Consider the following 26,541-nt stretch of genomic DNA (forward strand, 5'->3'; position numbering starts at 1 on the left):
TAATTTGCATCATATCGATAACAAAAACGCATAACAAGGAGAGGACGATATGGAATGGCATCAAATTGAAAATTTTATTGCCGTCGCGAAATATAACCACTTTACAAAAGCAGCAAAAGAACAATTAGTGTCTCAGCCTGCTCTTAGCCGTTCAATCTTAAAATTAGAAGAAGAGCTTGGTGTGCCATTATTTATACGAGAAGGAAAAACAATCTCCTTAACTAAATACGGAGAAATGTTTTTAAAAAGAGCGAAACAAGCACAAAGTGCATTACATACTGGTATTGCGGAAATACAGGAAAAAGTTTCTCCTGATCGAGGGGAAATTTCAATTGCGTTTTTGCACACTTTAGGCACCCGCCCGATTCCAAAGATTGTTGCTGATTACAAAAAGATTTATCCAAAAGTGACATTTCAAATGTATCAGGGAGCTAATAGTAACCTTTTACAAAAAGTAAAAGATGGAGTAGCAGATATATGCTTGTCTTCTCCACCAATCCCTCATGAACAAATTGAATGGGAAACATTAAGAATAGAACCTTTATATTTGACAGTTTCAAAAGCACATCCACTTGCCAAACAAAGTAGTGTGTCATTTCAAGAACTAGGAAATGAAGAATTTATCTGTTTTAAAGATGGTTATGGACTTCGTTATGTATTTGATCAAATGTGTGAATCTCTTCAAGTTCACCCTAAAATTACGTTTATGGGTGAAGAAATTGCAACAATCTTTGGATTAGTATCCGCTGGACTTGGTATCGCCATCTTACCGAAAGTCAAAGAATTCCATCAATCTCAACTACATTTTCTAGAAATTACTGACTATCCTTGTGAACGAACCATTGCCTTAGCTACAGCGCGTAATCATTATTTATCTCCTGCAGCAAAAGCGTTTAAGGAATTTATTATAGGACATTTCCAAGAATATACTCCCTAAAGGTTCATGTTTTTAAAGTGTGCCTTTTAAGACGTGTTTCCTATAAACATAATAAAAACTGCTCTGTATTAGATTATAAGAGCAGTTTTTATTACGTAATACTTTTGCCATATTCCAAAATAAAAAAAGATGCACCCCTCTTTTTTATAAATTTTATACTAATAATACGGATATGGTGCTGGATACGGTGCTGGCGCTGGATACGGTGAAGGATAAGATACCGGATATGGCGCTGGATAATACCCGCCACCACTTGTTAGCGCTCCAGCTGTAAGACCTCCTAGCAAGCCACCTGCAAAGCTACCCGGGAAAAACGCACTTCCTCCCCATGCACCACCCCATCCGCCTCCATGATGGTGGTGATGATCATGATGATGTCCGCCTTGATGATGTCCACCATGATGGTGCCCATGATGCCCGCCATGATTTCGTATATAATTCATTTTATCCACATCTCCCTTTTTACTAATTATTTGCTATTACACACAGGATAGCGCAATCCCTTATTTCTCCATTTTTATCAATTTATAGAATCATAAGGATACTCTGAGTAATATGGATAGCCATGCCCAAATCCTCCAACTGGGCGATATCCTCTATACAATTCATTCACACTCCTTTTCATAGAAAAACGTAACAATATACGTTATGTAGGACAAATGCGGAAGGCATGGGCAAAATGTCTATATTGTGTAAAAAAAATAAAACGTTTTATAATAAAACTAATAAAGTACAACTTCCTCTTAAGAGGCTTATATTTAAGAAAGAATAGGTGAAATGTATACATATGAAAAATCGCGTTGTTCAATTACTATTTGGATTAGCTATTGTAGTAACTATCCTCATCTTGGTAAATAAATCAGTTATCTCGCTATATACTTTTGTTGGTGTACTATGGCCCATCACTGTTATAGGGATTTCCTTCATTATTTTTATTGAAAATCGTTCACCACAAAGTACATTAGCATGGTTTTTAGTATTAGCACTCCTTCCAGCTATAGGTGTACTATTATACTTACTTTTTGGGCGAAGCCGCTGGAGAAGAACAAAGCATTTACATCGTGCAGAAGAACAAAGGAAGTTATTCCGGAAGATTTTAGATGGAAGGAGTATTGATTTAGAAATCCCTTCCCCACTAAGTGAACGATCTGCCCATTTAACAAAAATTATACAAAAGTTTGGTGGCGGCCCTGTCGCCAATGAAACGACAACAAAACTCTTAACAAACGGTGCGGAAACATTTACTGAGATTATACAAGCTATTGAAAATGCTACACATCATATCCATATTCAATACTACATTTATCGATCAGATGAAATCGGTACAAAAATTCGAGATGCATTAATAAAGAAAGCAAAATCCGGTGTTATCGTACGCTTTCTTTATGATGGGCTTGGAAGTAATACGTTACGAAATCACTTCTTACAACCTATGAAAGAAGCAGGAATTGAAGTGATCGAATTTGATCCTATCCTTTCCCCTTGGCTACTGGAAACAGTAAATTATCGTAATCACCGTAAAATTGTGATTGTGGATGGAACAATTGGTTTTACAGGTGGACTCAACGTTGGCGATGAATATCTTGGTCGTTCAAAGAAGTTTCCTATTTGGCGCGATAGCCATTTAGAAATAGAGGGAAAAGCATTATATAAACTACAAGCCATCTTCCTAGAAGATTGGCTCTATGCTTCTAGTGATTTAAATACTTATTCTTGGGATCAATTTATAAATAAAGAATACTTTCCAGATCAAGGAGTTCTTCAAGCAGAAGGTGCCGTTCAAATCGTCGCAAGTGGACCGAGCTCAGATGATACAAGTATTCGTAATGCCTTATTGAAAGTTATGGGATCTGCAAAAAAATCAATTTGGATCGCCACTCCATACTTCATTCCTGATCAAGAAACATTAACATTACTACGTTTAAGTGCACTCTCTGGAGTGGATGTCCGTATTTTATACCCTGGAAAAAGTGACAGCGTCATTAGCGATCAAGCATCTCAATCATACTTTACACCACTTCTAAAAGCAGGGGCATCTATTTACCGTTATAAAGATGGCTTTATGCATGCTAAGATTGTACTTGTTGATGATGATGTTGCAACAATTGGTACAGCAAATATGGATATTCGTAGCTTTGCGCTTAATTATGAGCTCATTGCAATCCTATATGAATCTAAAACGGTTTTAGATATAAAAAGTGATTTCAAACAAGATTTTAAAGACTCAATAGAGATTAAATGGGAGTCATTTCAAAAGCGAAGTATTCAAAAACGAGTACTCGAATCTTTTATGCGACTCATTTCACCTCTACTGTAAATTTCTAAAAAGTAATCAATTCAAATTTGATTACTTTTTTCTTTTATCATGCTGCATTCCTCCCACCCCTTTCCTTTGCATACCATATTAAAACAAGTTATCATAAGATGTGTTTGTTTTACTTTATGAAAATAATGTTAGGTGGGAAATACATGTTAGAACAATTTCATATACATGCTGATTTAAAGCAGCAATTAGCAACAATTCACGAAAAAAATAAGCAAGCAGCTGGTGAAAATGCACATTTAATTGGAACAAAAATGTACAGAGCATCAGATAACAGCATTATTGAAGATGCGATTACAGCACTTCTTCTTGGTAAAAACATTCTACTAAAGGGGCCAACTGGAAGCGGTAAGACAGTCCTTGCAGAAACGCTCTCTTCCTTATTCCAAAAACCAATGCATAGCATTAACTGTTCTGTTGATTTAGATGTAGAAGGTATTTTAGGCTACAATACTTTAAAAACAAACAATGGCGCATCTGAAGTTTCCTTCGTTGACGGCCCTCTTATGAAAGCAATGCAAAATGGACATTTCTTATATATCGATGAAATCAACATGGCAAAACCAGAGACGCTTCCTCTTCTTCATGGTGCATTAGATTACCGTAAAATGATTACTAACCCATTTACACAGCAAGTCGTATACGGTGATGAGGAATATCGTGTAATTGCCGCAATTAATGAAGGTTATGTTGGAACAAGTGAACTAAATGAAGCATTAAAAAACCGTTTTGTTATTATTGAAGTTCCTTATATTCAAGGGGATACTTTAAAACAACTATTATTATCCGAATCAAAATTAAAAGACATTGCAACAATTGAAAAGTTTGTGGCATTTGCAAGTGATCTTATGCCTCTTGCTCGTGATGGACGTGTAAGTGAAGAAGCAGCAAGTATTCGTGGTATTATCGACGCATGTGACTTAGGTGTATATATTCCTGTTATGCGTGCCATTGAGCGAAGCATTATCGCAAAATTAAATGATGAAACAGAACAAATGACTGTCCGTGAATTAGCAGAAAGCTATTTCTTTGAGGGATAACTCATGAGACAAATTTTTAGTGACAAAAAAATTGATGCGTCGCTGTTTCTTCAAATGGAAAATTTAATGTATGCTCTTCTAAAAGAAGACGATGCTTACTTGGAATACGGTTATAAAGCATATTACGACGAAATAGAGAAGAAGGTTGTCATCAGTCACTTTTGGGATGATCGAAAAGAAGAAGATACAGTAATTGGATTAAAAAGCGAAGTGTTTTTAAAAGCACTTGGCAACAAACATTACTCGGACATGACTTTAATTCGTTCTTATGCAATCGAATTACAAGAATCTCCTCTTAAAAAGTTTTTAACGCAATTATTTGTTCTATTAGAGGACTTACGGGTTGAGGAACTTGTGAAAGGCTTACGTCCTGGCACAAAACATATTTTTAGAAGACGTAAAGAAATGTATCGAAATTATTTCGGCTCACAAAATGAAATAAACCGCGTTCGTAACTATCATGGTGACCGTCTATTTTGCCTATGCTACCTTTCATTAACAAGTGATAAATACGAAATGTTTAATAACGAATATTTTGAGCAGATTGAAGCCATTTTACACGAAGCATTCCAAGCACGTAATACAGAAGATACAATGTATATTGTTGAAAAAATTCGCTATCGTTTAGAAGGATTTCTTGAAACGGATATGATTAACAACTACTTTGGACATGCACCACTCTATTTATCTGTTATTGCTGATGAAAAGAATGGGCGTCCTGAGGATTTAGCAAATGACGATACCCAAATCGTAGATGACGATGATAATAAAAATAAAATGGATGAGAGCTTCTCTACATGGCATCGTGAAAATAAAAATAACGAAAATGAAAACTTCTTACGCTTTGAATTAGAAAGTGGTACAAAAACAAATATGATGGGCGATACAGCTCGTGAGTCTGAAGATGGCGATCAAGCACTCGGATCGGTACAAGGTACTTCTCAAAAAAGTACACAGTCGAACTTTGATCAGGCAGATGCGCAAGATGCGAGATCTTCCCATGCTTCTAGTCAAAATGAGGGTATATACGGTAAATATAACGTTGGTGCCTCTCATACATTTAAAGAAGCTCGTAAGCCAACCCCTGACGATAAGAAAGACTATCAAACCATCAAGTCAGTCATTAATAAAGACGTAAAAGAACTAAAAAAAATTATTGAAAAAACGATTGAAAACAAAACAAACGCAAATAGTGATAAATATTACGGCAGACTCCGCAAAAAGTTTCTGCGTATTTATACAGAAAAGCAACCGCGTATGTTTTACAAAAAAGGGCAGGAATCACAAGAACTTGACGTTGCCTTTCAGTTACTAGTTGACTGCTCTGGCTCCATGTATAACAAAATGGAAGAAACAAAAAAGAGTGTTGTTCTGTTCCACGAAGCATTAAAATCATTAAAAATCCCACATGCGATTAGCGGTTTTTGGGAAGATGCTTCTAGTGCGACACCAGAAGATAAACCAAACGTAATTCATGAAGTTGTAACGTATAAAAATTCAACACTTCCAAACGTTGGACCAGAAATTATGCAACTTCGTGAAGAAGAAGATAATCGTGACGGTTATATCATTCGTATCGCTTCTGAAAAGCTTGCAAAAAGACCAGAGAAGCACAAATTCTTGCTTGTCTTTACAGATGGTGAACCATCCGCTTTAGACTATCAGCAAGACGGGATTTTAGATACGCATGAAGCTGTTAAACTCGCTCGTAAAAGTGGTATGGAAGTAATCGGAATTTTCATCGAAGAAGGTGAAGCAAAAGAAGCCACTTACCAATTGATGAAAAATATTTATAATCACCACTTCTTAGTGGCGAATCATGCTGAGGATTTACGACTGAAAATTAAACCACTATTGAAGAGATTATTATTGAAGACGATTGAATAGAACCCAGGAGCTGAATTAGCTCTTGGGTTTTTATTTGTACTTTGTTGAATCATCGATATATTTTAAAAATCGCCGTTAAAATCTCAGCTGCTATTTTGTTTCCCTTTGAAACTTGTATGGAATGGATGCCTCTAATAACGATTCAATTCCTCCATCATAGTATGGGAATCGATCATTTGCCGTTTTGATATCTGTCCATTCCACTACTGAAATCTCATCCGCATCTTGCACACCAATTTCTCCGTCTATCACATTGGCTTGAAACGTAATCAATAACGCATGATTCCCTATCTCAGTAAAAAACTTTTCATTTATTGCCGTAATTCCTTGTATCTCTACAGTTAATCCTGTCTCTTCTTTTGCTTCTCTGATTGCCGCATCTTCTAATGTTTCTCCTTTTTCCACAGCACCACCTGGTAATGACCAAACATCTTGTTCTACATTATGTACCATTAATACTTGATCCTGTTCCTCATTATAAATAAGTGTATAGACAACATCGACCCTTTTCATGTACATCCTCCTTTAGAATAAAAAGAGCCGATTCACTCGAATCGACTCTTTTCTTTAATTCAACACTAACTCAGCTGCTAATTTTTTTTTTAACTTCGCCAGCATATCAGCTGTCATTTTATCTAAATCATACTCTGCTTTAAAGCCCCACTCTTCTTTTGCTGCTGTTGCATCAATTGAGTTTGGCCAGCTATTAGCAATTGTTTGACGAGCTGGATCTACAGCGTAATCCATTGTAAATGTCGGAATATGCTTACGAATAGATGCTGCAATTTGTTCTGGCTCGAAGCTCATTGCGGTAATATTAAAAGCGTTGCGATGTATTAATTTACTTGGATCTGCTTCCATTAAAGAAACAATTGCTTGCAATGCATCTGGCATATACATCATATCCATGTATGTACCTTCTGCAATGTAAGAGGTGTACGCACCTTTTTTAATTGCCTCATAATAAATTTCAACTGCATAATCAGTTGTACCGCCTCCTGGAGGAGCTACATAAGAAATCAAACCTGGGAAACGTACCCCGCGCGTATCAACACCAAATTTTTGATAATAGTAATCACATAACAATTCTCCTGCTACTTTGTTTACTCCATACATTGTAGTCGGACGCTGAATCGTATCTTGTGGTGTATTATCTTTTGGCGTTGTTGGACCGAATGCCCCTATAGAACTTGGCGTGAAAAATTTACAGTTAAGTTCGCGTGCTGCTTCTAATGCATTTACAAGTCCACCCATATTTAAATTCCAAGCAAATAACGGATTTTTTTCTGCAGTCGCTGAAAGTAAAGCTGCTAAATGAATAATTGTATCTACTTCATTACGTTTCGCAATATCATGCAGTTTTTGACCATCTGTTACATCTAACGTTTCAAACGGACCAGATTTTACAACATCGCTATCTGTTTCGCGAATATCTGTTGCAATAACGTTTGATGCACCATATACATCACGAAGTTTCATTACAAGTTCAGAACCAATTTGCCCTAAAGAACCGGTTACTAGAATTTTTTTCATTTTTCCCCACTCCTCATTTGCAAGCTTTCAAAAGATGTAATTGTATTAGATGATTCCCATTTCTTTTCCCACTTTTTCATACGTACGAATTGCTTCATCAAGCATTTCCTTCGTATGTGCCGCTGTCGGCATATTACGAACACGACCTGTTCCTTTTGCTACAGTTGGGAACACAATTGATTTTGCGTATACGCCTTCTTCATTTAAACGTTTACTGAATTCTTGTGTTAATACTTCATCACCAATAATACAAGGTGTAATTGGCGTTTCACTTTCTCCAATGTTAAAGCCAAGCTCTTTTAAGCCTTGTTTTAAATAACGGCCATTTTCCCATAAGCGGTCATGTAATTCCGTGCTTTCCATTAAAATTTCAATGGATCTCATACAAGCTGCCGCATCCGCTGGTGTTAAAGCTGTTGAGAATAAGAATGGACGTGAACGTACTTTTAGCCAATCAATTAAGTTTTGTTTCCCTGCTACATATCCGCCAATTACACCAATCGCTTTTGATAATGTACCAATTTGGAAATCTACTTTATCAGAAAGTCCGAAATGTTTTACAGTACCCGCGCCTTTTCCAAGTACACCTGAACCGTGTGCATCATCTACATATGTCATTAAATCTAATTCTTCTGCAATCTCAACAATTTCTGGCAGTTTTGCAACATCTCCATCCATTGAGAAAACACCATCTGTAATAACCATTAATTTATTGTAAAGACCTGACTCTTTCGCTTCGATTGCTTTTTTACGCAGATCTTCCATATCAGAATGTTTATAAACAATAATTTTTGCTCTTGATAAACGGCTACCATCAATGATAGACGCATGATTCAGTTCATCAGAAAGAATCGCATCATTTTTATCCATAACAGCTGAAATTGCTGCCATATTACAGTTAAATCCTGATTGATATGCAATTGCTGCTTCTGTATGTTTAAACTTTGCAATTGTTTCTTCTAATTTAATATGCAAATCTAAAGTACCGTTAATTGTACGAACAGCCCCTGCCCCTACACCGTACTTATGAATTGCACCGATTGCCGCTTCTTGTAAGCGATTATCAGTCGCTAAACCAAGATAGTTGTTTGAAGATAAGTTAATATATTCTTTCCCGCCAATTGTAATGATCGGTCCATTTGGACTTTCTAGCGGATCAATTACGTTATAAAGACCCTTTGCTTTTAAATCCTCTAAATTTTCTTCTAAAAAGTTTTCGAGTGTTTTACTAGACATTGTGAAGCCTCCCCATCGTTCATGTAAGCAGATTATTATCATAATAATGCCAATAATCCCTCTACTAGCTTAACACGTTTTCAAAATTTATTATAGAAAAATAGTTTAAAGAAAACGCTTACATATTTCATATTATATAGGATTAAATACAAGAAATCTATGATTTGCTTTAAACGCTTGATGTATATATACATCAATTAAAAAACCGACATAAAAGCCTTCTTTTTAGGTGGGAGAGAGCATCTAGCCATGCATAGAAGCGGTCAGGGCCTTTTTCTGCCACATGCGAAGTAAAAACAGAAAGAGCATACGAGTGTAGGTTACTTTGTATTCTGCATAGCAGGAATTTAGATGTTGAAAAATCAAAATGGATTTATATAGAATGAGAAAAATGTTTTTTGGAGCTGAGAAAATGACATTTATAGAATCTGAAGTATATAGCATCAACTCTTTTTTTAGCAATATATGAAGCGGAGATATCGAAATGATAATCTAAATGACACAAGTAAAAAACCTGCTTGTTGCCCATTTCCGTAGATTATGTGCAACACAAATAAGGCCCATTCTAATCTACTTTTTGAAAAGACCTCATAAAAAGAATCCTTTCCTTCAATTTATTTTCGGTTACGGTTACTAAATTATATTAAAAAAGGAATATATTTGTATTTTTTACTCTTTCACGGAAGTTTCACATTATTTCTTTTTGTATTTTTATTCTTAATATGTTATATTGTAAAAGTAAATAAAATATATTTTCTCTATATCAGAAGAATTGTTTTAATTAGAATTTTCTGATTTGTCATTATTTTATTTTCTTTTGGAATTCAAATATTACACTTGAAAACGCTTATTATCTCGTTTTCAGGGAAAAATAGGGTAACGGCTGAAGTCTTAATAGGTTATTTAAGAAATTTTCTTTCTATTTCCATATAATACTATTGACTTCTAAATATTTTGTAAATTAAAATGATTACATAAATATCCGTTATACAGGATTAGGGGGAAGCAAAATGGATGCAGCTTTAAAATTAGACAAAGCTGGAGAACAACAATCACCAAAAAAACATCCACCTGGATTATACTTGTTGTTCTTAACAGAAATGTGGGAAAGATTTAGTTACTACGGAATGCGTGGTCTTTTAGTTCTTTATTTAACAACTGCTGCTGTTAGTGGTGGTTTAGGATTTGATAAAGCAGACGCTGTACAACTTTATGGTACATTTACAATGCTTGTATATTTCACACCAGTTTTTGGTGGATGGTTAACTGACCACTTTATCCCAAGACGTTTTGCAATTACTCTTGGTGGTATTATTATGGCAATTGGTAACTTTGTTCTATTTTCAATGAATACAAAAACTGGACTCTTTTTAGGATTAGGACTATTAGTTATTGGTAATGGATTCTTCAAACCAAATATCTCTACTCTATTAGGTGAATTATACGGTGAAAATGATTCACGTCGTGACAGTGCTTTTACAATTTTCTATATGGGTATCAACGTAGGGGCATTCTTTGCACCACTTATTTGTGGTTTCCTAGCAGAAGATTTCTTTAAAACAAGCGTTGATGGCGTTATGGTTATGGGTTATAAATATGGATTCTTAGCTGCTTGTATCGGTATGATTATCGGTCAGATTTTCTTTAACCTATTAGCTCCTCGTTACCTTGGTAAAGCAGGAACAACAGTTGTAGGTAAAAAATCAAAAGACAAAAATGCAAAAGCAATTGAGAAAAAACCTTTAACAAAACAAGAAAAGAACCGTACTTGGGCAATCGTCATTTTAACTTGCTTCGTTGTCTTCTTCTGGGCAGGCTTTGAACAAGCAGGTAGTTCTTTTACTCTTTATACAGATAAGTTTGTTGATCGCACTATTTTCGGATGGGAAATTCCAACATCTTGGTTCCAATCTGTTAACCCAGGATTTATCGTTTTATTAGCACCAGTTGTATCTATGTTATGGACGAAACTATCTAAAACAAAAAATGGTGACTTAAAAGTTCCAACAAAAATGGCACTTGGTATGATTCTGTTAGGTGTCGGTTATCTTGTATTAACATTAGCAGTTCTAAAAACAGGAAGTGACGAAGCTCATATTACAGCAAAGGCTAACTTACTGTTTATTGTTATCACATATATGTTCCATACAATAGGTGAATTGTTCCTATCACCTATCGGCCTATCAATGGTAAGTAAAATTGCACCTATAAAATTAGCTTCTTTATTAATGGGTGTATGGTTAGCTGGTAGTGGATTTGCTAATAAGCTATCAGGAATGTTAGCTGCTTACACTCAATCTTTAGGTTATTTAGAAGTATTCTCAAGTATTGGTATTATCGTAATCGTACTAGGATTGGTACTTCTTATGTTCTCTAAAAAAATTGCACATATGATGGAATAACAATACCATTAAGAAAGGACCCTCACATACGAGGGTCCTTTTTATATCTTCCTTGCGACGATCTCTTAACAACTGCAAAAGATTACGTGCCTCTTTCATTTCCTTCGTATCAATTTTTTGAATGAGTCCCTCCTCTCTTCTTCTAAGGAACAAATGATTTCTCCCATTGAACTACTGATGAAACTTCCTCCAGAAAATGTCCTGTCCTATCCTTTTATTTCCTCTTGCTATTAGTGTTTGACACTTTGTTTTTCAGCTTGGAAGACAATATTCCCATCTACCATTGTGAAAACAACTGTAGCCTCTTTAATTTCTGTCACAGGTACAGCAAATAAATTCCGATCCAATACGACTATGTCAGCTAACTTTCCCTCTTCTATCGTTCCAAGTTCACCTTCACGGAATGAAGCATATGCAGGAGCGTATGTGTATGCTCGTAAAGCCTCAGCCAAAGAAATCCTCTCCTGTGAATTCCACACTACATCTTGATCATCTAATCTTGTTACAGCTCGATAAATCTCTGGTAGTGGATTTAATGTAACAACAGGATAATCACTTCCAAATACAAGCATGGCACCTGAATCCATTAATGTTTTCATCATATAGTTATGTTGCATTCTTTCTGGCCCAATTAAATTTGTATATACTTCTTTACTTGTCAGATTAATATGCTCCGGCTGAATAGATGCCAGTACACCTAATTTATGAAACCTCTCAATATCACTTGGATGAATCATTTCAACATGCTCAATTGCGTGTCTTGCATCTCTTTTACCATTTTGCCTTTGAGCCTCTTCAAAAGCATCTAACGCTAAACGTACAGCCCCATCCCCAATTGCATGAAACCTTACACGAAATCCTTCTTTATCAGCATCCACTGTCCATTTCTTTATTATTTCTGGAGGATAAGTAGTATGTCCCTTTGTCGTCTCATCGCAATACGGTTCAAGCAAATAAGCAGTATAGCTTGTGGTTACACCATCGATAAATTGTTTAAATCCACAAAATTGAACCATATTAGAGTGATACGTTTCATTTAAACATTTCGCTAAGTTTACATCACCATTCAGAGGAGCAACAAAATGAACCCTTGTTGTTAACTTACCTTCTTTTTCAAATTCATCATATAGTTCAGCTTCTTCCACACTCATTTCAGGTATTCTCAATAAATCATGCACAGAGGTTACCCCACATTTTGCAGCTTCTCTTAAAAAGCGCTGAAGCAGTATTCTATTACGTTCAGGATTGAACTGTAATACATTTGTTGCTAACCCTACTGCATTCTCCTTTAAGATTCCTGTTGGCTCACCGTTCTTATCTTTCACAATTTCTCCATACGGTGGATTTTTTGTTCCTCTATGAATCCCTGCCATTTCTAGTGCTTTACTGTTTAACCAAGCACTATGGAACTCAGCATGATATAAAAATACCGGCCGATCTGCAATGTATTCATCTAATATATTTCGATGCGGTTCCTCTTGGCATTCCCACAAATTTTGCTCCCAGCTGCTCCCAATCACACAAGGTGCATTTTCATTTCTATCAGCATGTTCCTTTACAAGCTTTGCAACATCTCTAGCTGAACGTGCATGGATCAAGTGTACTCCTTCATTCACTAAGCTTCCGAGCATCAAATGAATATGAAAATCATGAAACCCAGGTATAATAAGCTGATTTTCAAAATCATGTATCATTGTGTCAGCATCTACATAGTCTTGAATGCTTCCTTTTGGAACAAGAGCCATAATTTTATTATCCTTAATAATAATAGAAGCTGAGATAGGAGCTTCTTCTATTCCCGTAAATACTGCGTTACTACTTAAAATAACATCTGCTGTTTTCTTCATCATTCTCCTCCTAAACAGATAATTCTTGTCCATCTTCTTTCTGTACTTCATCAAAATTCATTTGTGGTGGTTGAACACGGAATAATTTTGTTACATATAGTAGATAAACAATTCCAACAAGTGCCCATATTCCTCCTAGCATCATAGACATCTTATCTAAATCACTCCATAATTTAATCGTTATACATGCACCAATTAGCGGGATTACAAAATATAAAATTGTACATTTTAAAGACCTTTGACGTCCCTTGATAAAATAATGTCCAATAACGGAAATGTTCACAAATGTAAAAGCGATCAGTGCACCAAAATTAATAAAAGACGTAATTGTAACAAGGTCAGTAAATAGCGCTGCCAAAGCAAAGATACTTACTAAAACAATATTTTTGATAGGTGTTTGAAAACGTGGATGTATGTAGGAAAAGAATGTTTTCGGCAGTACGGAATCCCTTCCCATTGCATATAAAATACGTGAAACGCTGGCGTGAGAGGCTAAAGCTGAAGTGAATGCGGTTACAATCATTCCTGCAAGAAATAAAGCATTAAATAAATTCCCGCCTATCATTCTAGCGATTTCAGCAGCTGCTGTATCTAAACTTTTGAAAGATACATAATCTGGGTGTACTAAGTGTGCAAGATAAGAAACAATAATATAGCAAATGCCTGAGCAACCAATTACAAAAAATATCGCTTTCGGAATCGTTTTTGTTGGTTGAACTGTTTCTTCTGCAAAAGTTGTTAATGCATCAAATCCTAAAAAAGATAAACAAAGAACTGAAGCTCCTGAAAACGCAGCGAAAATGGAAGATTCAGGATCTACAAACGGTTTTAATGAAAATACGGTTCCCTCCCCAGTCCCCTTGAGAAGAGATATAACACATAAAACGCAAAACGAAATTAATACAATATATTGGAAACCTAAAAAAAGCATATTCATTGTAATCGTTACTTTTGTTCCTACAATATTGATTACAGTCACAATTACAATCATCGTTATAATCCATATACTAGAAGGAATAGAAGGAAGATATTCAGAGAGATACAGTGCAATGATGAGGAAGTTGATCATTGGGATAAACAAGTAATCCATCAAAATCACCCAACCAACCATGAAACCTAGCCCTGGACTCAATGATTTTTGTGTATACGTATAAGCAGATCCAGAAACTGGATAAGCTTTTGTCATTTGTCCATAACTATATGCTGTAAATAACATTGCACATAGCGCAAGTATATAAGCTGTTGGGATTACTCCTTTTGATAAAGATTCTACAACGCCAAATGTAGTAAACACTGTTAATGGAGCCATATAAGCTAAACCTAATAATACAAGCTGAAAAAAATTCAACGAACGCTTTAACTTAATATCATTCTTCACTTTTCAACCCCCTTCTTCTTTGTAATTGGTCTATGCAAATTATGTTCCAATTTGTCACCACATAGCAAGAACACTGCTTTCCCATACTATAAACTGAAAAAAACAATGGTTTATTTCACAAAAAGTATACTAATTTGCATAACCTATGAATTGCTGCATACTTTTATTAGTCTACAACTATGGGATAAAGTGAAACTTCCATCACCCATCGGACTTTTACGGGCCGTTTATCCTGCAAATAGCGGGATAAATAAAAAACGGAAGTTAGCTTCCTACAGCTAACTTCCGTTTTTTATTGCTCCTCTAACGCTGTAATATCCACTTGTACTGTTTCATGTGGAGTATCCACATCATGTACATCTGCAATTCCGCGCTCTTCATTACAACTTTCAATCCAAACTGGTACACCTTGATATGTAACATTGATTCGACTTGAAGACGACAAAATTTGTTTCACGCGTTTTATATCCATTAGTTTTCCTCCTTTTACTTATTCCCCCTTTTCTAGCTTGTCATATCCCGTTGAAATATATTCCATAAGAAAAGACGTATATTTCTATACGCCTCTTTCCAAAATATTCAAATTTTATGAAAATAATGTTTTTACAACTTCACTTACTTTGTCATTATGCACTTGATAATATACTTCTAAGCCACGTCTCTCAAAACGAACAACTTTATTCTGCTTTAATTTCGTTAAATGCTGTGAAACGGTCGATTGCGGAATTTCTAACACTTCCTGTAATTGCGTTACATTGCATGTTCCACGTTGCATAAGCTCCATTACTAAACGAAGACGTAGTGGATGAGCTAGCGCTCTCAACATTTGTACATCCTCTTCTGAAATACGACAATCAAATTGGTTTTGATTCATAAAGTTCCCCTCATTTTTTCATTTTTATATTTCTCTTTATTTATTTATATATTTGTCTTTATATTTCCTGTTACGACACAACTTTATCAACTTCAAACAATAAAATTATCTTCCTCCTTTTATCAACATACACTTCAGAAAAAATCCATGCTGATTCTGAATATTATACTATACGATATAGTGAAAAGCAAAACATACAGATAGGAGTACTTTGCTTCAAAAACGTTGATTTATCAACCTTCTTGTCATATTTTTTCTTTCATACTACTTCTTGTAATGATATTGTAAGATATTGTTCTTAAATGATATATCATTGTAAAATTATTTGACCCTTAGCAATAGCTTTGTTACGATAAAAAGAGTGAAATTTTGGTAAGGAGGCTGATTCACAATTAAAAAGTGGTTCATAATTGGCTTAATTAGTATTGCACTTGGTTGGACAATTATCCATAACTTTGTACTTAAAGATAAAGAAGAACAACATACTACAGCATCCGACCTTCGAATCGGAACAGAAGTCGGCAACATTGCACCTAATTTTCTTCTACAAACAATTGATGGGAAAGAAGTTCATCTTTCCGATTATAAAGGAAAAAAGGTAATATTGAACTTTTGGGCAAGTTGGTGTGGCCCATGTAAGATAGAAATGCCCGATATTGAAAAGTTCTATAATGATACAAAAGAAGACGGAATTGAAATTGTTGCTGTAAATGCAACTGCTAGTGAACAAGATCCCGCTCATGTGAAACAATTCCTTCAAGAAAATAAATATACTTTCCCTGTTCTATTAGACACAAAAGGGCAAGCAAATGCAACATATCAAATTATGAGTATTCCAACGTCCTTTATTCTTGATAAACAAGGAGTTATTCGTTTTAAACATGTAGGACCGATGACATACGAAAATATGAAGGAATACACGAAGAATTTATAAAGTGAAACTTTAATCCGTGGGGGTTCTCTTCATCTCCCACGGATTATTAGCCCTCACCAATCGGGCTTTTACGGGCAGTTTATCTCCCCCACCTTACTTCTTTAGAAAAGCGAAAGCGGCTTGCTCAGAATCGTAGGACGTTGGAACCAAAGGCAGAAAGGCGCTTTTTGCCTCGTCCGAGGGGGCGAAACGACCGGAGATTCTAGCCGCTAGAGCTGGACAATGCCTTCACCGAATTTTGAGGTGGGAGTATTACTGCCCGTTAATGCAGGATAAAATGAAACATCAATCTTCCTTACTCATTTTTAAATCTTAGGGTGGAGTTACTTATACATAGAAGAGTAAAAGAGTGCTCAAAAACAGATGGGCACTCTTTTTGTCCAGTTTATGAACAAAATGTAGCTGATTTTTTACAGATAACACTATTATGGAATAATAATACTTTTTTACGTTGACAATAGTGTTGAAGGAGAATATACTTAGCAATGTAAGTTGATTGTGAATTGTTTCACAAATAATGTGAATTCATTCACATATAATAGATAGGAGTTGTCATCATTATGAGTACTTGGACACAGATTTACGATCCTTTGAACAATATTTGGCTATCAGCACTTGTCGCTGCTCTTCCAATCTTATTTTTTGTTCTTTGTTTAACAGTATTTAAGATCAAAGGATACTTATCAGGACTTTATAGCGTAATTTTAGCAATCATTCTTTCCATATTTGTTTACAAAATGCCTGCAACTATGGCGGTATCATCAGCTGCATTTGGAGTAGTAGCTGGATTTTATCCAATTTGTACAATCGTTATCGCAGCAATTTTTCTTTACAAATTAACAGTAAAAACTGGACAATTTAATGTTATTCGTGACAGCATTTCCAGCATTACAAACGACCGTCGTCTTCAAGTCTTGTTAATCGCTTATTCTTTCGGTGCTTTCTTAGAAGGTGCAGCTGGTTTTGGTGTACCGGTTGCAATTACAGCAGCATTACTTGTAGGTATGGGCTTTAACCCATTAAAAGCAGCTGGTATTTGTTTAGTTGCTAATATTGCCGGTGGTGCGATGGGAGCAATGGGTATTCCAGTTACAGTACCTGCTCAATTAACACAAATAGATCCATTAATTGTTGGTCGTCAAACTGTAACATTATTACCTTTCATTAGCTTTGTACTACCATTCTTACTTGTTGCAATGGTAGATGGTGTAAAAGGAATTAAAGAAACTTGGCAAGGTATCATTGTAAGTGGTGCTTCATTTGCTATTACACAATTTGTTGTAACATATTTCCTTGGTGCTGAATTAACTGATATTTTCGCAGCTGTTGTCAGCATGGTTGCATTATCCCTATTCTTACGTGTATGGAAACCAAAATCTTCAGCTCAAACTGAAGAACAACAGACAGAAAAACACGCTTATACAATGAAACAAATTTTATACGCTTGGTCACCATTTGTATTCTTAACTGCATTTGTAACAATTTTTAACTTAAAAGTAGTAAAAGCTTTATTCGCTCCAAATGGTGCATTAAGTAACTTAATATGGAATATTCAAGTACCTGGCCTGCACAATCACGTGATTAAAACAGCGCCAATTGTTAAAGCAGATACACCATTTGCAGCAATCTTTAAGCTAGATGTATTCTCATCAACAACTACTGCTATTGTTCTTGCAATTATTGTATCTTTACTTGTATACCGCGTGAACGGTAAATTAGTAAAAGAATTAGCTATTGAAACATTAAAAGAGTTAAAAGCACCAATTTATACAATTTGTAGCGTAATCGCATTAGCATATGTAACAAACTATTCTGGTATGTCTTCAACTCTTGGATTAGCCTTATCATCTACTGGGAATATATTCCCAATCTTATCTCCGATCTTAGGTTGGATTGGCGTATTCATAACTGGTTCTGTAGTATCCAGCGGCTCTCTATTTGCACCTCTTCAAGCTGTTACAGCCGCTCAAATAAATATCGAGCCTTCTACTCTTGTTGCCTTAAACGTAGTCGGTGGTACAATGGCAAAAATGGTATCACCACAATCAGTTGCTGTAGCTTGCGCGGCAGTTGGAATAGTTGGTAAAGAATCAGAGCTATTTAAAATAACAATGAAATATAGCTTCATCTTCTTAGTAATTATTAGCTTACTGCAACTGAAATCTATATTTTAATATTTTTTAAAATCTGAAAACGATCCCTAACAAAGGGATCGTTTCTTCATTTTCTTTTCTAAACATCATGCACAATAACGAGGACATTCAATACATTTGTATAAAAAAATCCTGATACACATGTATCAGGATTTTTTATTCTTTAATAACGATGCTCCTGCTATTTCAGGATGCGTCATTTCATGTGGATCTAAAATAATATCGAGCTCTTCTTCCGTTAAGACACCATGTTCTAAACAAAGCTCTCGAACTGATTTTCCTGTCGCAATAGCTTCACGAGCAATACGAGAAGCCGCTTCATATCCAATATGAGGGTTCACTGCTGTAATAATCCCAACACTTTTTTCAACATATTGTTTCAGCAATGCTTCATTCGCAGTAATTCCCTCAATACAATATTCACGGAATACACGGAATGCATTATTCATGATGCTAATGGATTGAATTAAATTAAAAACTAACACTGGTTCCATTACATTTAATTCTAGTTGCCCTGCTTCCGATGCTAAACAAATTGTATGGTCATTCCCAATAACTTGGAATGCCACTTGGTTAATAACTTCTGCCATAACTGGATTTACTTTTCCTGGCATAATAGATGATCCTGGTTGGCGAGCTGGCAATTGAATTTCAGCTAGTCCAACCCTTGGACCAGATGCCATAATGCGTAAGTCATTTGCAATCTTAGACATGTTCATCATACACACTTTCAGTGCTGCTGATACTTCTGTATACGCATCTGTATTTTGCGTTGCATCGACTAAATGCTCTGCACCTACAAGTGGAAAACCACTAAGATTTCGTAAATAATTTATAACTCGCTCAATATAAATAGGATTTGCATTTAACCCTGTTCCAACAGCCGTTGCCCCCATATTTACTTCATATAAGTGTTGACGAGACTGTTTAATTCGCTTTATATCACGCTCAAGTACACGACCATACGCTTCGAATTCTTGACCAAGACGAATTGGAACTGCATCTTGCAAATGAGTACGTCCCATTTTAATCACATGGTCAAATTCTTTTGCTTTATTAGTAAAAGCAAGATGAAGTTCCTCCATTGTAGCAAGTAGCTCTTCCAGCATCATTAACGTTGCAATATGGATTCCTGTTGGAAATGCATCATTTGTTGATTGCGCCATATTTACATGTGTATTGGGACTAATTGTTGCATAGTTTCCCTTTTCACACTTCATTCGTTCTAATGCACGGTTTGCAATTACTTCATTTGTATTCATATTAATTGAAGTTCCTGCCCCGCCCTGAATTGGATCTACAATAAACTGATCATGAAATTTCCCATCAACAATTTCCTGTGCAGCTTCTGCAATTTCTTTCCCAATATTTTCTGGTAAATAGCCCGTCTCCATATTTGCAAGTGCTGCCGCTTTTTTCACAACCGCCATAGCAGTAATGAGTGATTTATGAATACGATATCCCGTAATAGGAAAGTTTTCTACCGCACGCAATGTTTGAACACCATAATAAGCTTCATTTGGTACTTCTTTCTCGCCTAAAAAATCTTTTTCGATCCGTATGTCTTTCGTTGCTATCATTTTCATCACCTATACTTTTCATTCTACCTCAATAATTGCCAAAGGTTTCTCTATGAAAATATAATTTTAATAAGAGAAATATTTCCATATATTCCTTCACTATACAGCACTCTTTCTGAAAGCGCAAACATTTGAATTTCTCTGCGCATTTTTCATCTATTCTTCTTTAACATTTCATTAGCTGACGTTCTTTCCATCCATTTATAGTTAAACAACCACCGCTTCTGCAGCTTTCGTTATTTCCACCCTTTTAATTTGATGTGTGTCTTTTTCAATAATTTTGAACCTCCAACCATCCGTCTCAATGATGTCTCCCACAACAATTGTTTGTTTTTGCATCATAATCCAACCACCAATGGTATCTACATCATCAGCAACTAAATGTAAGCCAAATAAATCATTCACTTCACTAATCAGTACTTTTCCCTCTACAATCTTACATGTTTCGCTTATATGTTCTATCGGTGGATACTCATCCTCATCATATTCATCCCGAATTTCCCCGACAATTTCCTCTAAAATATCTTCAAGTGTCACGATTCCTGCAGTACCACCGTATTCATCATATAAAATTGCCAGTGGAATGCGCCTTTTCTGCATTTGTAATAATAAATCATGAATTGGAATATTTTCTAACACTTCAATAACAGGTCTTGTATACGGTGTAATAGAACATTCTTCATTTCGACCGCCATCCATATAGCGAATAAATAAATCTTTTACATTAACCATTCCAATAATCTCATCTTTATCCTCTCCAAATACAGGATATCTCGTATATTTTTCTTGTCCAATAATTTTAATATGCGTCTCAAATGGTTCATCTTCATATAAACCAACAATTTCAGTACGCGGGACCATAATCTCTTTCGCGAGTCGATTATCAAATTCAAAAATATTATTTACATATTTAAACTCAGCCTGGTTAATCTCTCCGCTCTCATAACTCTCCGATAAAATAAGTCTTAACTCTTCTTCTGAATGTGCAACTTCATGTTCAGAAGCGGGGGACAATCCAAATATCCCCGTCACAAGGCGTGCTGATCCGTTTAAAACCCAAATAAACGGATACATAATCCGATAAAAATAAATAAGTGGCTGAGATAATAACAAGCTAACTTGTTCTGCTTTTTGAATAGCCAATGTTTTAGGTGCAAGTTCACCAATTACAACATGCAAAAATGTAATAACAGCAAATGCAATAATAAATGACACAGTACTAGAAACTACTGGTAAAAGTTCTATTTTCAGAAATAACGGTTCCAGTACATGTTTTATCGTTGGTTCACCTAACCACCCTAATCCTAAAGCTGTAATGGTAATTCCAAGTTGGCAGGCTGATAAATATTCATCTAAATTTGAAATGACTTTCTTTGCTGCGAATGCCCCTCGTTTTTTTTCATCTACGAGCTGATTAATACGACTGCTACGCACCTTTATAATTGCAAATTCAATCGCTACAAAAAAGCCAGTTAACGCAATCAGAACAACGACCATCATTAATTTCACAATCTCCAAAATACACTTTAGCTTTTCTTAGCTAAAGCTACACCTCCTTTTTAAAAGAAGTTTTACTTTAGTTTCTTCATTTGTAAAAAAGCAAACCTATATAAAATTCCCCAATTTTTACTCCTCATATAATTCTAATGGTAAACAATCAGGGTCTTGGAAAAATACAAACCGTCTTCCTGTTATGTCATCAACACGTATTGGTTCCGTGTCTACTCCGTACCGATTTAGATGTTTTACTGCCTCGTCTATATCTGTCACTGCAAATGCTAAGTGCCTAAGACCAGCTGCCTCTGGAAAACTTGGACGCTCTGGCGGGTTTGGAAATGAAAACAATTCAATCTGATATCGTTCTCCTACACATAAATCTAATTTATAGGAATCCCTTTCTTGTCTGTATATTTCATTTACTACTTTAAATCCTAAAATCCTGGTATAAAATTCTTTAGATGTTTTATAGTCAGAACAAATAATTGCAATGTGATGAACTTTAGATATGTTCATTCTTTCACTCATTCCTCTCTTTACTAAACAGGTATATTTTCTCTAGAAATGAAAAGCCTATGTAACAGAATCCCTCTTTTAGGACGCCTATTATGAAATTTGTTACTTTCTTTCTTGGTCTTGTTGTTTTCCTCCTTGCTTTCATTGCTAGTAATAATAAAAAGCATATTAAATTCAGACCCATTTTCATCATGCTTATTATACAGTTAATTTTGACCTATTTATTATTAAATACCAGAATTGGACTTGTGCTTGTAACAAATGAGTTTGTAGCGATGATGGGCCTTAGTAAACTTGCAAACGGCTTATCTGCATGTACAGTAGGTATCTGTATCCTTTGCAAACTTCTCCTCTATCGGTATTATTTCAGGCGCTGTAAAAGGAGTGAATGAAGAACAAGGAAACGTCGTTGCTCGTTTCGGCTTGAAGTTGTTGTATGGTGCAACACTTGTTAGTATTTTATCCGCAATTATTGTAAGTGTTATGCTCTAAATAGGAAAATTTTAATCCTTTTTTATTCATCCCTTTTGTATACAATAACGAATAGATGTCTCATAAATAATCGAGACATCTATTTTTTATACATGTACAATTCCTTTTATTTAGCGTACAATATCTTTTATGTGTCTCATCTACACATCATAAGAAAATATACAAACTGAAAGATTTAAAGGAGAACATATGATAAAATCCGATGTAGAAAAAAATAACAGAACCTCAAAGAGGCGATTTAAAAATAGACGCCTGCTATGGTTCATTCTCGTTCCATTACTTATCGTAACAATCGGGGGCGGGAGCTATTTCTTCCATATATACAGCAAAGCAAAATCCGTTGTAAACAATGCATACTCTGAGTTAGATCGAGGAGATAAATCCAGTAAACGTGAAAAAGCTGTGAAACCTATGACAGATAATGTCTCTGTTCTCATTATGGGTGTTGATGAGAGTGATATTCGTGAAAAAGACTATGGCAAAGCAACCCGTACAGATGCGCTATTACTTGCCACGATTAATAAAAACGATAAATCGGTAAAACTTGTTAGTATTCCACGCGACTCTCGTGTCTATATTAAATCCCGTAATAAACAAGATAAAATTACACACGCTCATGTATTTGGCGGTGTTGATAGTACAATTGATACAGTGGAGAACTTTTTAAATGTTCCTGTTGATTATTATGTTAAATTTAACTTTAAATCATTTATAAAAATTGTCGATTCTCTTGGTGGCATCGATGTAGACGTTCCAGTTGAATTTACAGAACAAAACAGTAAAGACGAGCCAGATGCTATCCATCTAAAAAAAGGACGCCAACATTTAAATGGTGAGGAAGCACTTGCTTTAGCAAGAACTCGTCACATTGATAGCGACTATATGCGTGGTCAGCGCCAGGAGCTTGTTTTAGAAGCTATTGCTCAAAAAGCGCTATCCATCAATTCCATTAATAAAATTGGTGACTTATTAGATGCTGTTGATCATGATCTAAAAACAAACCTGGATTTTGATGACATGATGACTATTACAACAAATTTAATGGGCTCAAATTTAAAGTTGGACAAGCTTCAAGTAAAAGGTTCCGATAAATATATAGATGGTATCTATTACTACATTCCTGACGAAAAGAGTGTTCACGATATATCCACCACATTACAGCAACATCTCGGTGTTACGAATAAAAGTGAGCATAAAAAATTATAACAAAAAGGCTGCTGGAGAATTCTAGCAGCCTTTTTGTTATGATTTTCATCCCCCCTCCCCTTATTTCCCTTCGCAAATAACGACAAAAAGTGACAATTGTTACAAAAATGTAACAATCTTTATATATTTATTACACTTTAAGTGAAAATAATAGTATACTAGTACATACCTAATACTATTTGCATCATTATTATATGAAAAACAGAATACATATAAATTTATACATTAATTTCTGGGGGGCATTAAATGAAACTACGCAAGTTACTTATCGGTTCTGCCGTTGCTGGTGGCCTATTGCTTTGTGCAGGTGGAATTAGTGGTTATCAATACGTATCGAAATTAAATACACAACTAGATGCGACTGTACTACCACATACTACATTTGAAGGTATTTCTCTTGATGGAAAGAGCAAAAAAGAAGTTCAAGAAATTATCCAACAAAAAGTAGATGAGCTAAACAAAAAATCTCTCAACTACACATTCCAAGACGATACACAAGCCTATACATGGAAAGACCTAGGTGTAGAATATAAAGAAAAAGATATTGTTGAAAGTATTTTCAAAGAACAAAAAGGCAATATTATGGATCGCTATAAAATGCGAAAGCAAGCTGAAAGCGGCGAACTAAACCGCGACTACAAATTGAAACCGCAGTTAAATACGGCTACTTATGAAGCTTTTATAAAAGACAAATATACTGAAACCTTAAAAAAACCTGTTAATGCTGAATTAAGTGTCTCAGGAACAACTGTAAACATTAGTCAAAGTCAAAATGGTGAAAAAATTGATAAAGAAAAATTAACGGACTTAACTAAGCAAGCAATTACTGCTGGTACACAAGATATTACGCTTCCGATTGCCTCAATAAAACCCGAACGCTCTACAGAAGACGTGCAAAATATGGGTATTACACAAGTTATTGCTGAGTATTCCACTCCTATGGCTGGGCGAAACGGAAGTCAATCCTTTAATGTAAGTAAAGCTGCTAATACTTTAAGCGGAGTAATTGTAGCACCTGATGAAACATTTAGTTTCAACGAACGAGTTGGTATTACAGATGCAGCACATGGTTATAAATCCGCCGCTGTATACTTACAGGGAAAAGTTGTACAAAGCGCTGGTGGCGGTGTTTGTCAAGTAAGTAGTACGCTATATGGGGCTGCATTACGTGCTGATTTAGGAGTTGTCGCTCGGAGTAATCACTCTATGCCCGTTCATTATTTACCACTTGGGCAAGATGCTGCTGTAGCAGATTATGGGCCTGATTTAAAATTCAAAAATAATACTGGCAAATACATTTACATTCAAGCAGTTTCTAATGGTAGTAGCATCACTACCCGTATTTTCGGCACACCAACTGGAAAAGATGTGGAAGTTTCATCCAAGGTAATTAGTGACACTGGGAATAACATCACTGCTGTCACATATAAAAAAGTAACAAAAGACGGTGAAGTCATTTCAAATGGTCAAATTTCAAAAAGTGTATATAAAAAGGCGGGATGATTCACGCCTTTTTGTTTTGTAATAACTGTATAAATGTCTCCATACGATCTTTTGTTTCTTCTAAAGACCATATGCGTTTTCCATGCTTAGCAGCCAATACACACCCTTTTTCCCATGCTTCCCTCTCCTGCATATGTGATAATTCCCGCTCTAACTTCTCAATGGTTTCTCGTTCCTCTTGTTCTAAAAACTCTGTCATTACATCTACTATTTCTTCTTCATGCACACTTAACGTACAATATGCTTTAAAAAAATATTGTAGTGTTTGATACATGCTACTCCTCCTTTCTTATTTATCCCGCTATTTGCGGCCCACTGATTAAAGTTCTACTTATCTGATGGATAGGAAGTAATAATCTTAAATCCTAATAATCCTGATTTATCCCTTGCTAAAACAGTAACTGTATTCACAAGCTTGTCTTGTACACTCATATTTTTCTTTAATACTGCTTTCCCAACAGGAAATGAGTGTTTTGTGTTTAACACAAGACGATTTTCTTTGGAGTTCTTTAACCACTTCTCAATTTCCTGCTCATGTTGCTTTAAACTATCTTTTACAGCTTTTGTTGCTGTTTCTTTATCGTAATATGTACTTGCAGCTGATACGTTATCTGTACGTAATCTTTCCTTTAACTGTTCTTCTGTCTTTCCAACGTGTCTTTCTATCGTATGACCGTTTTTCGGTGGACCTTCCATTTCATCTAAAATATTGTCACTAATTTTTTCTACTGATGCTGAGTTGCTTTCTTTTAAATCTGCTTTTTTCTGTTCTTTTCCCGCACAACCACTTAAAATAAGGATCATTGCAAGTAACGCACTAAGGAAAATACTACCCAATCGTTTCATCATATCACCTCTTTCATGATTATTATCATAACTTCAGCAAAAGTCAATTTCCCATAAAAAAACGTGTAGAATTCCAAAATCCCACACGTTCTTTATATAAAAATTTCACTTATACAATATCATACCCTTGCTCTTCAATTGCATCCTTTAACTGTTCTACATTGACTTTTGCTTCATCGTATTCAACTTCTACTGTACCTGCCTGTAATTCAACTGCTACGCTGTTTACACCAGCTAGTTCTTGTAATGCATTTGTCACAGCCATTTTACAGTGATTACATGTCATACCTTGTACATTTAATGTTACAGTCATTTTGAATTCCTCCTCAATTATAAAGCCGTTATTTATTATTAGTA

Annotated in this window: 23 protein-coding genes and 2 pseudogenes; 11 read left to right on the plus strand and 14 right to left on the minus strand. The window is 35.4% G+C overall.

What is annotated here, in order from left to right; all coding sequences use genetic code 11:
• Positions 1 to 49 precede the first annotated feature (49 nt).
• Positions 50 to 937 (plus strand): LysR family transcriptional regulator, encoded by an 888-nt coding sequence (locus tag ACIQ7L_RS22950; protein WP_400571921.1) that lies wholly within the window; start codon positions 50 to 52, stop codon positions 935 to 937.
• Positions 938 to 1,095: 158 nt separating this feature from the next.
• On the opposite strand, the gene ACIQ7L_RS22955 is transcribed toward ACIQ7L_RS22950, so the two are convergent.
• Positions 1,096 to 1,380, minus strand: coding sequence for a hypothetical protein (locus tag ACIQ7L_RS22955; protein ID WP_400571922.1), 285 nt, complete (start codon positions 1,378 to 1,380; stop codon positions 1,096 to 1,098).
• Between the two features lie 344 nt (positions 1,381 to 1,724).
• Here ACIQ7L_RS22955 and ACIQ7L_RS22960 point away from each other — a divergent pair, with 344 nt between their 5' ends.
• The 3 genes from ACIQ7L_RS22960 (at position 1,725) to ACIQ7L_RS22970 (ending at position 6,187) form a co-directional block, all read left to right on the plus strand.
• Positions 1,725 to 3,254, plus strand: coding sequence for a cardiolipin synthase (locus ACIQ7L_RS22960; RefSeq protein WP_400571924.1), 1,530 nt, complete (start codon positions 1,725 to 1,727; stop codon positions 3,252 to 3,254).
• Positions 3,255 to 3,406: 152 nt separating this feature from the next.
• A complete protein-coding gene (locus tag ACIQ7L_RS22965; RefSeq protein ID WP_400571926.1) occupies positions 3,407 to 4,300 on the plus strand; it encodes an ATP-binding protein in 894 nt (297 codons plus the stop codon).
• Between the two features lie 3 nt (positions 4,301 to 4,303).
• Complete coding sequence (locus ACIQ7L_RS22970; RefSeq protein ID WP_400571928.1) at positions 4,304 to 6,187, plus strand: vWA domain-containing protein; 1,884 nt, start codon at positions 4,304 to 4,306, stop codon at positions 6,185 to 6,187.
• Between the two features lie 90 nt (positions 6,188 to 6,277).
• On the opposite strand, the gene ACIQ7L_RS22975 is transcribed toward ACIQ7L_RS22970, so the two are convergent.
• The 3 genes from ACIQ7L_RS22975 to ACIQ7L_RS22985 are packed head-to-tail and all read right to left on the minus strand — an operon-like array spanning position 6,278 to position 8,956.
• The gene (locus ACIQ7L_RS22975) at positions 6,278 to 6,700 is read right to left on the minus strand and encodes an NUDIX hydrolase (RefSeq protein WP_400571930.1); all 423 of its coding nucleotides are present in this window, start codon (positions 6,698 to 6,700) and stop codon (positions 6,278 to 6,280) included.
• A gap of 54 nt (positions 6,701 to 6,754) precedes the next feature.
• Complete coding sequence (locus ACIQ7L_RS22980) at positions 6,755 to 7,720, minus strand: L-threonine 3-dehydrogenase (RefSeq protein WP_400571932.1); 966 nt, start codon at positions 7,718 to 7,720, stop codon at positions 6,755 to 6,757.
• A 45-nt stretch (positions 7,721 to 7,765) separates the two neighbouring features.
• Positions 7,766 to 8,956 (minus strand): glycine C-acetyltransferase, encoded by a 1,191-nt coding sequence (locus ACIQ7L_RS22985; protein ID WP_097894818.1) that lies wholly within the window; start codon positions 8,954 to 8,956, stop codon positions 7,766 to 7,768.
• A gap of 1,010 nt (positions 8,957 to 9,966) precedes the next feature.
• Here ACIQ7L_RS22985 and ACIQ7L_RS22990 point away from each other — a divergent pair.
• The gene (locus ACIQ7L_RS22990) at positions 9,967 to 11,358 is read left to right on the plus strand and encodes a peptide MFS transporter (RefSeq protein WP_400571934.1); all 1,392 of its coding nucleotides are present in this window, start codon (positions 9,967 to 9,969) and stop codon (positions 11,356 to 11,358) included.
• 230 nt (positions 11,359 to 11,588) lie between these two features.
• Here ACIQ7L_RS22990 and ACIQ7L_RS22995 read toward each other — a convergent pair whose 3' ends face one another.
• The 4 genes from ACIQ7L_RS22995 to ACIQ7L_RS23010 form a co-directional block, all read right to left on the minus strand.
• On the minus strand, positions 11,589 to 13,205 hold the full coding sequence (locus ACIQ7L_RS22995; RefSeq protein WP_400571936.1) for an amidohydrolase: 1,617 nt from the start codon (positions 13,203 to 13,205) through the stop codon (positions 11,589 to 11,591).
• A gap of 10 nt (positions 13,206 to 13,215) precedes the next feature.
• Positions 13,216 to 14,583, minus strand: a complete 1,368-nt coding sequence (locus ACIQ7L_RS23000) for an APC family permease (RefSeq protein WP_400571938.1) — start codon at positions 14,581 to 14,583, stop codon at positions 13,216 to 13,218.
• 292 nt (positions 14,584 to 14,875) lie between these two features.
• Positions 14,876 to 15,055: an acid-soluble spore protein H gene (locus ACIQ7L_RS23005; RefSeq protein WP_400571940.1), complete on the minus strand. Its 180-nt coding sequence runs from the start codon at positions 15,053 to 15,055 to the stop codon at positions 14,876 to 14,878.
• 114 nt (positions 15,056 to 15,169) lie between these two features.
• Positions 15,170 to 15,457: an ArsR/SmtB family transcription factor gene (locus ACIQ7L_RS23010; protein WP_001075218.1), complete on the minus strand. Its 288-nt coding sequence runs from the start codon at positions 15,455 to 15,457 to the stop codon at positions 15,170 to 15,172.
• A 526-nt stretch (positions 15,458 to 15,983) separates the two neighbouring features.
• Here ACIQ7L_RS23010 and ACIQ7L_RS23015 point away from each other — a divergent pair.
• Both ACIQ7L_RS23015 and ACIQ7L_RS23020 read left to right on the plus strand, forming a co-directional pair.
• Complete coding sequence (locus ACIQ7L_RS23015) at positions 15,984 to 16,391, plus strand: TlpA disulfide reductase family protein (RefSeq protein WP_400571976.1); 408 nt, start codon at positions 15,984 to 15,986, stop codon at positions 16,389 to 16,391.
• 560 nt (positions 16,392 to 16,951) lie between these two features.
• The gene (locus tag ACIQ7L_RS23020) at positions 16,952 to 18,565 is read left to right on the plus strand and encodes an L-lactate permease (RefSeq protein ID WP_400571942.1); all 1,614 of its coding nucleotides are present in this window, start codon (positions 16,952 to 16,954) and stop codon (positions 18,563 to 18,565) included.
• 125 nt (positions 18,566 to 18,690) lie between these two features.
• On the opposite strand, the gene aspA is transcribed toward ACIQ7L_RS23020, so the two are convergent.
• The 3 genes from aspA to gloA2 all read right to left on the minus strand — a co-directional run bounded on the left by aspA (position 18,691) and on the right by gloA2 (position 22,137).
• Positions 18,691 to 20,124, minus strand: coding sequence for an aspartate ammonia-lyase (gene aspA / locus ACIQ7L_RS23025; RefSeq protein ID WP_400571944.1), 1,434 nt, complete (start codon positions 20,122 to 20,124; stop codon positions 18,691 to 18,693).
• 207 nt (positions 20,125 to 20,331) lie between these two features.
• Entirely contained in the window at positions 20,332 to 21,642 is a 1,311-nt protein-coding gene (locus ACIQ7L_RS23030) for a hemolysin family protein (RefSeq protein WP_400571946.1), read from the minus strand.
• A gap of 108 nt (positions 21,643 to 21,750) precedes the next feature.
• Positions 21,751 to 22,137: an SMU1112c/YaeR family gloxylase I-like metalloprotein gene (gene gloA2 / locus ACIQ7L_RS23035; RefSeq protein ID WP_400571948.1), complete on the minus strand. Its 387-nt coding sequence runs from the start codon at positions 22,135 to 22,137 to the stop codon at positions 21,751 to 21,753.
• Positions 22,138 to 22,229: 92 nt separating this feature from the next.
• Between gloA2 and ACIQ7L_RS23040 the strand changes: the two are divergent.
• The 4 genes and pseudogenes from ACIQ7L_RS23040 to ACIQ7L_RS23055 all read left to right on the plus strand — a co-directional run.
• Positions 22,230 to 22,334: pseudogene (locus ACIQ7L_RS23040) on the plus strand (hypothetical protein); the annotation flags it as partial.
• 54 nt (positions 22,335 to 22,388) lie between these two features.
• A pseudogene (locus ACIQ7L_RS23045) lies at positions 22,389 to 22,629 on the plus strand (nucleoside transporter C-terminal domain-containing protein); the annotation flags it as partial.
• A 189-nt stretch (positions 22,630 to 22,818) separates the two neighbouring features.
• Positions 22,819 to 23,835, plus strand: a complete 1,017-nt coding sequence (locus tag ACIQ7L_RS23050; protein WP_400571950.1) for an LCP family glycopolymer transferase — start codon at positions 22,819 to 22,821, stop codon at positions 23,833 to 23,835.
• 246 nt (positions 23,836 to 24,081) lie between these two features.
• Positions 24,082 to 25,338, plus strand: coding sequence for a VanW family protein (locus ACIQ7L_RS23055; RefSeq protein ID WP_400571952.1), 1,257 nt, complete (start codon positions 24,082 to 24,084; stop codon positions 25,336 to 25,338).
• Between the two features lies 1 nt (position 25,339).
• Here ACIQ7L_RS23055 and ACIQ7L_RS23060 read toward each other — a convergent pair whose 3' ends face one another.
• The 3 genes from ACIQ7L_RS23060 to copZ form a co-directional block, all read right to left on the minus strand.
• The gene (locus ACIQ7L_RS23060; RefSeq protein WP_400571954.1) at positions 25,340 to 25,612 is read right to left on the minus strand and encodes a hypothetical protein; all 273 of its coding nucleotides are present in this window, start codon (positions 25,610 to 25,612) and stop codon (positions 25,340 to 25,342) included.
• Positions 25,613 to 25,665: 53 nt separating this feature from the next.
• Positions 25,666 to 26,184, minus strand: a complete 519-nt coding sequence (locus tag ACIQ7L_RS23065) for an RNase A-like domain-containing lipoprotein (RefSeq protein ID WP_400571956.1) — start codon at positions 26,182 to 26,184, stop codon at positions 25,666 to 25,668.
• Between the two features lie 109 nt (positions 26,185 to 26,293).
• Positions 26,294 to 26,497, minus strand: coding sequence for a copper chaperone CopZ (copZ, locus tag ACIQ7L_RS23070; RefSeq protein WP_335359406.1), 204 nt, complete (start codon positions 26,495 to 26,497; stop codon positions 26,294 to 26,296).
• Between the last annotated feature and the right edge of the window lie 44 nt (positions 26,498 to 26,541).

It is taken from the genome of Bacillus sp. NPDC094106, from assembly GCF_044764345.1.
In the GTDB taxonomy this organism is placed as follows: Bacteria; Bacillota; Bacilli; order Bacillales; family Bacillaceae_G; genus Bacillus_A.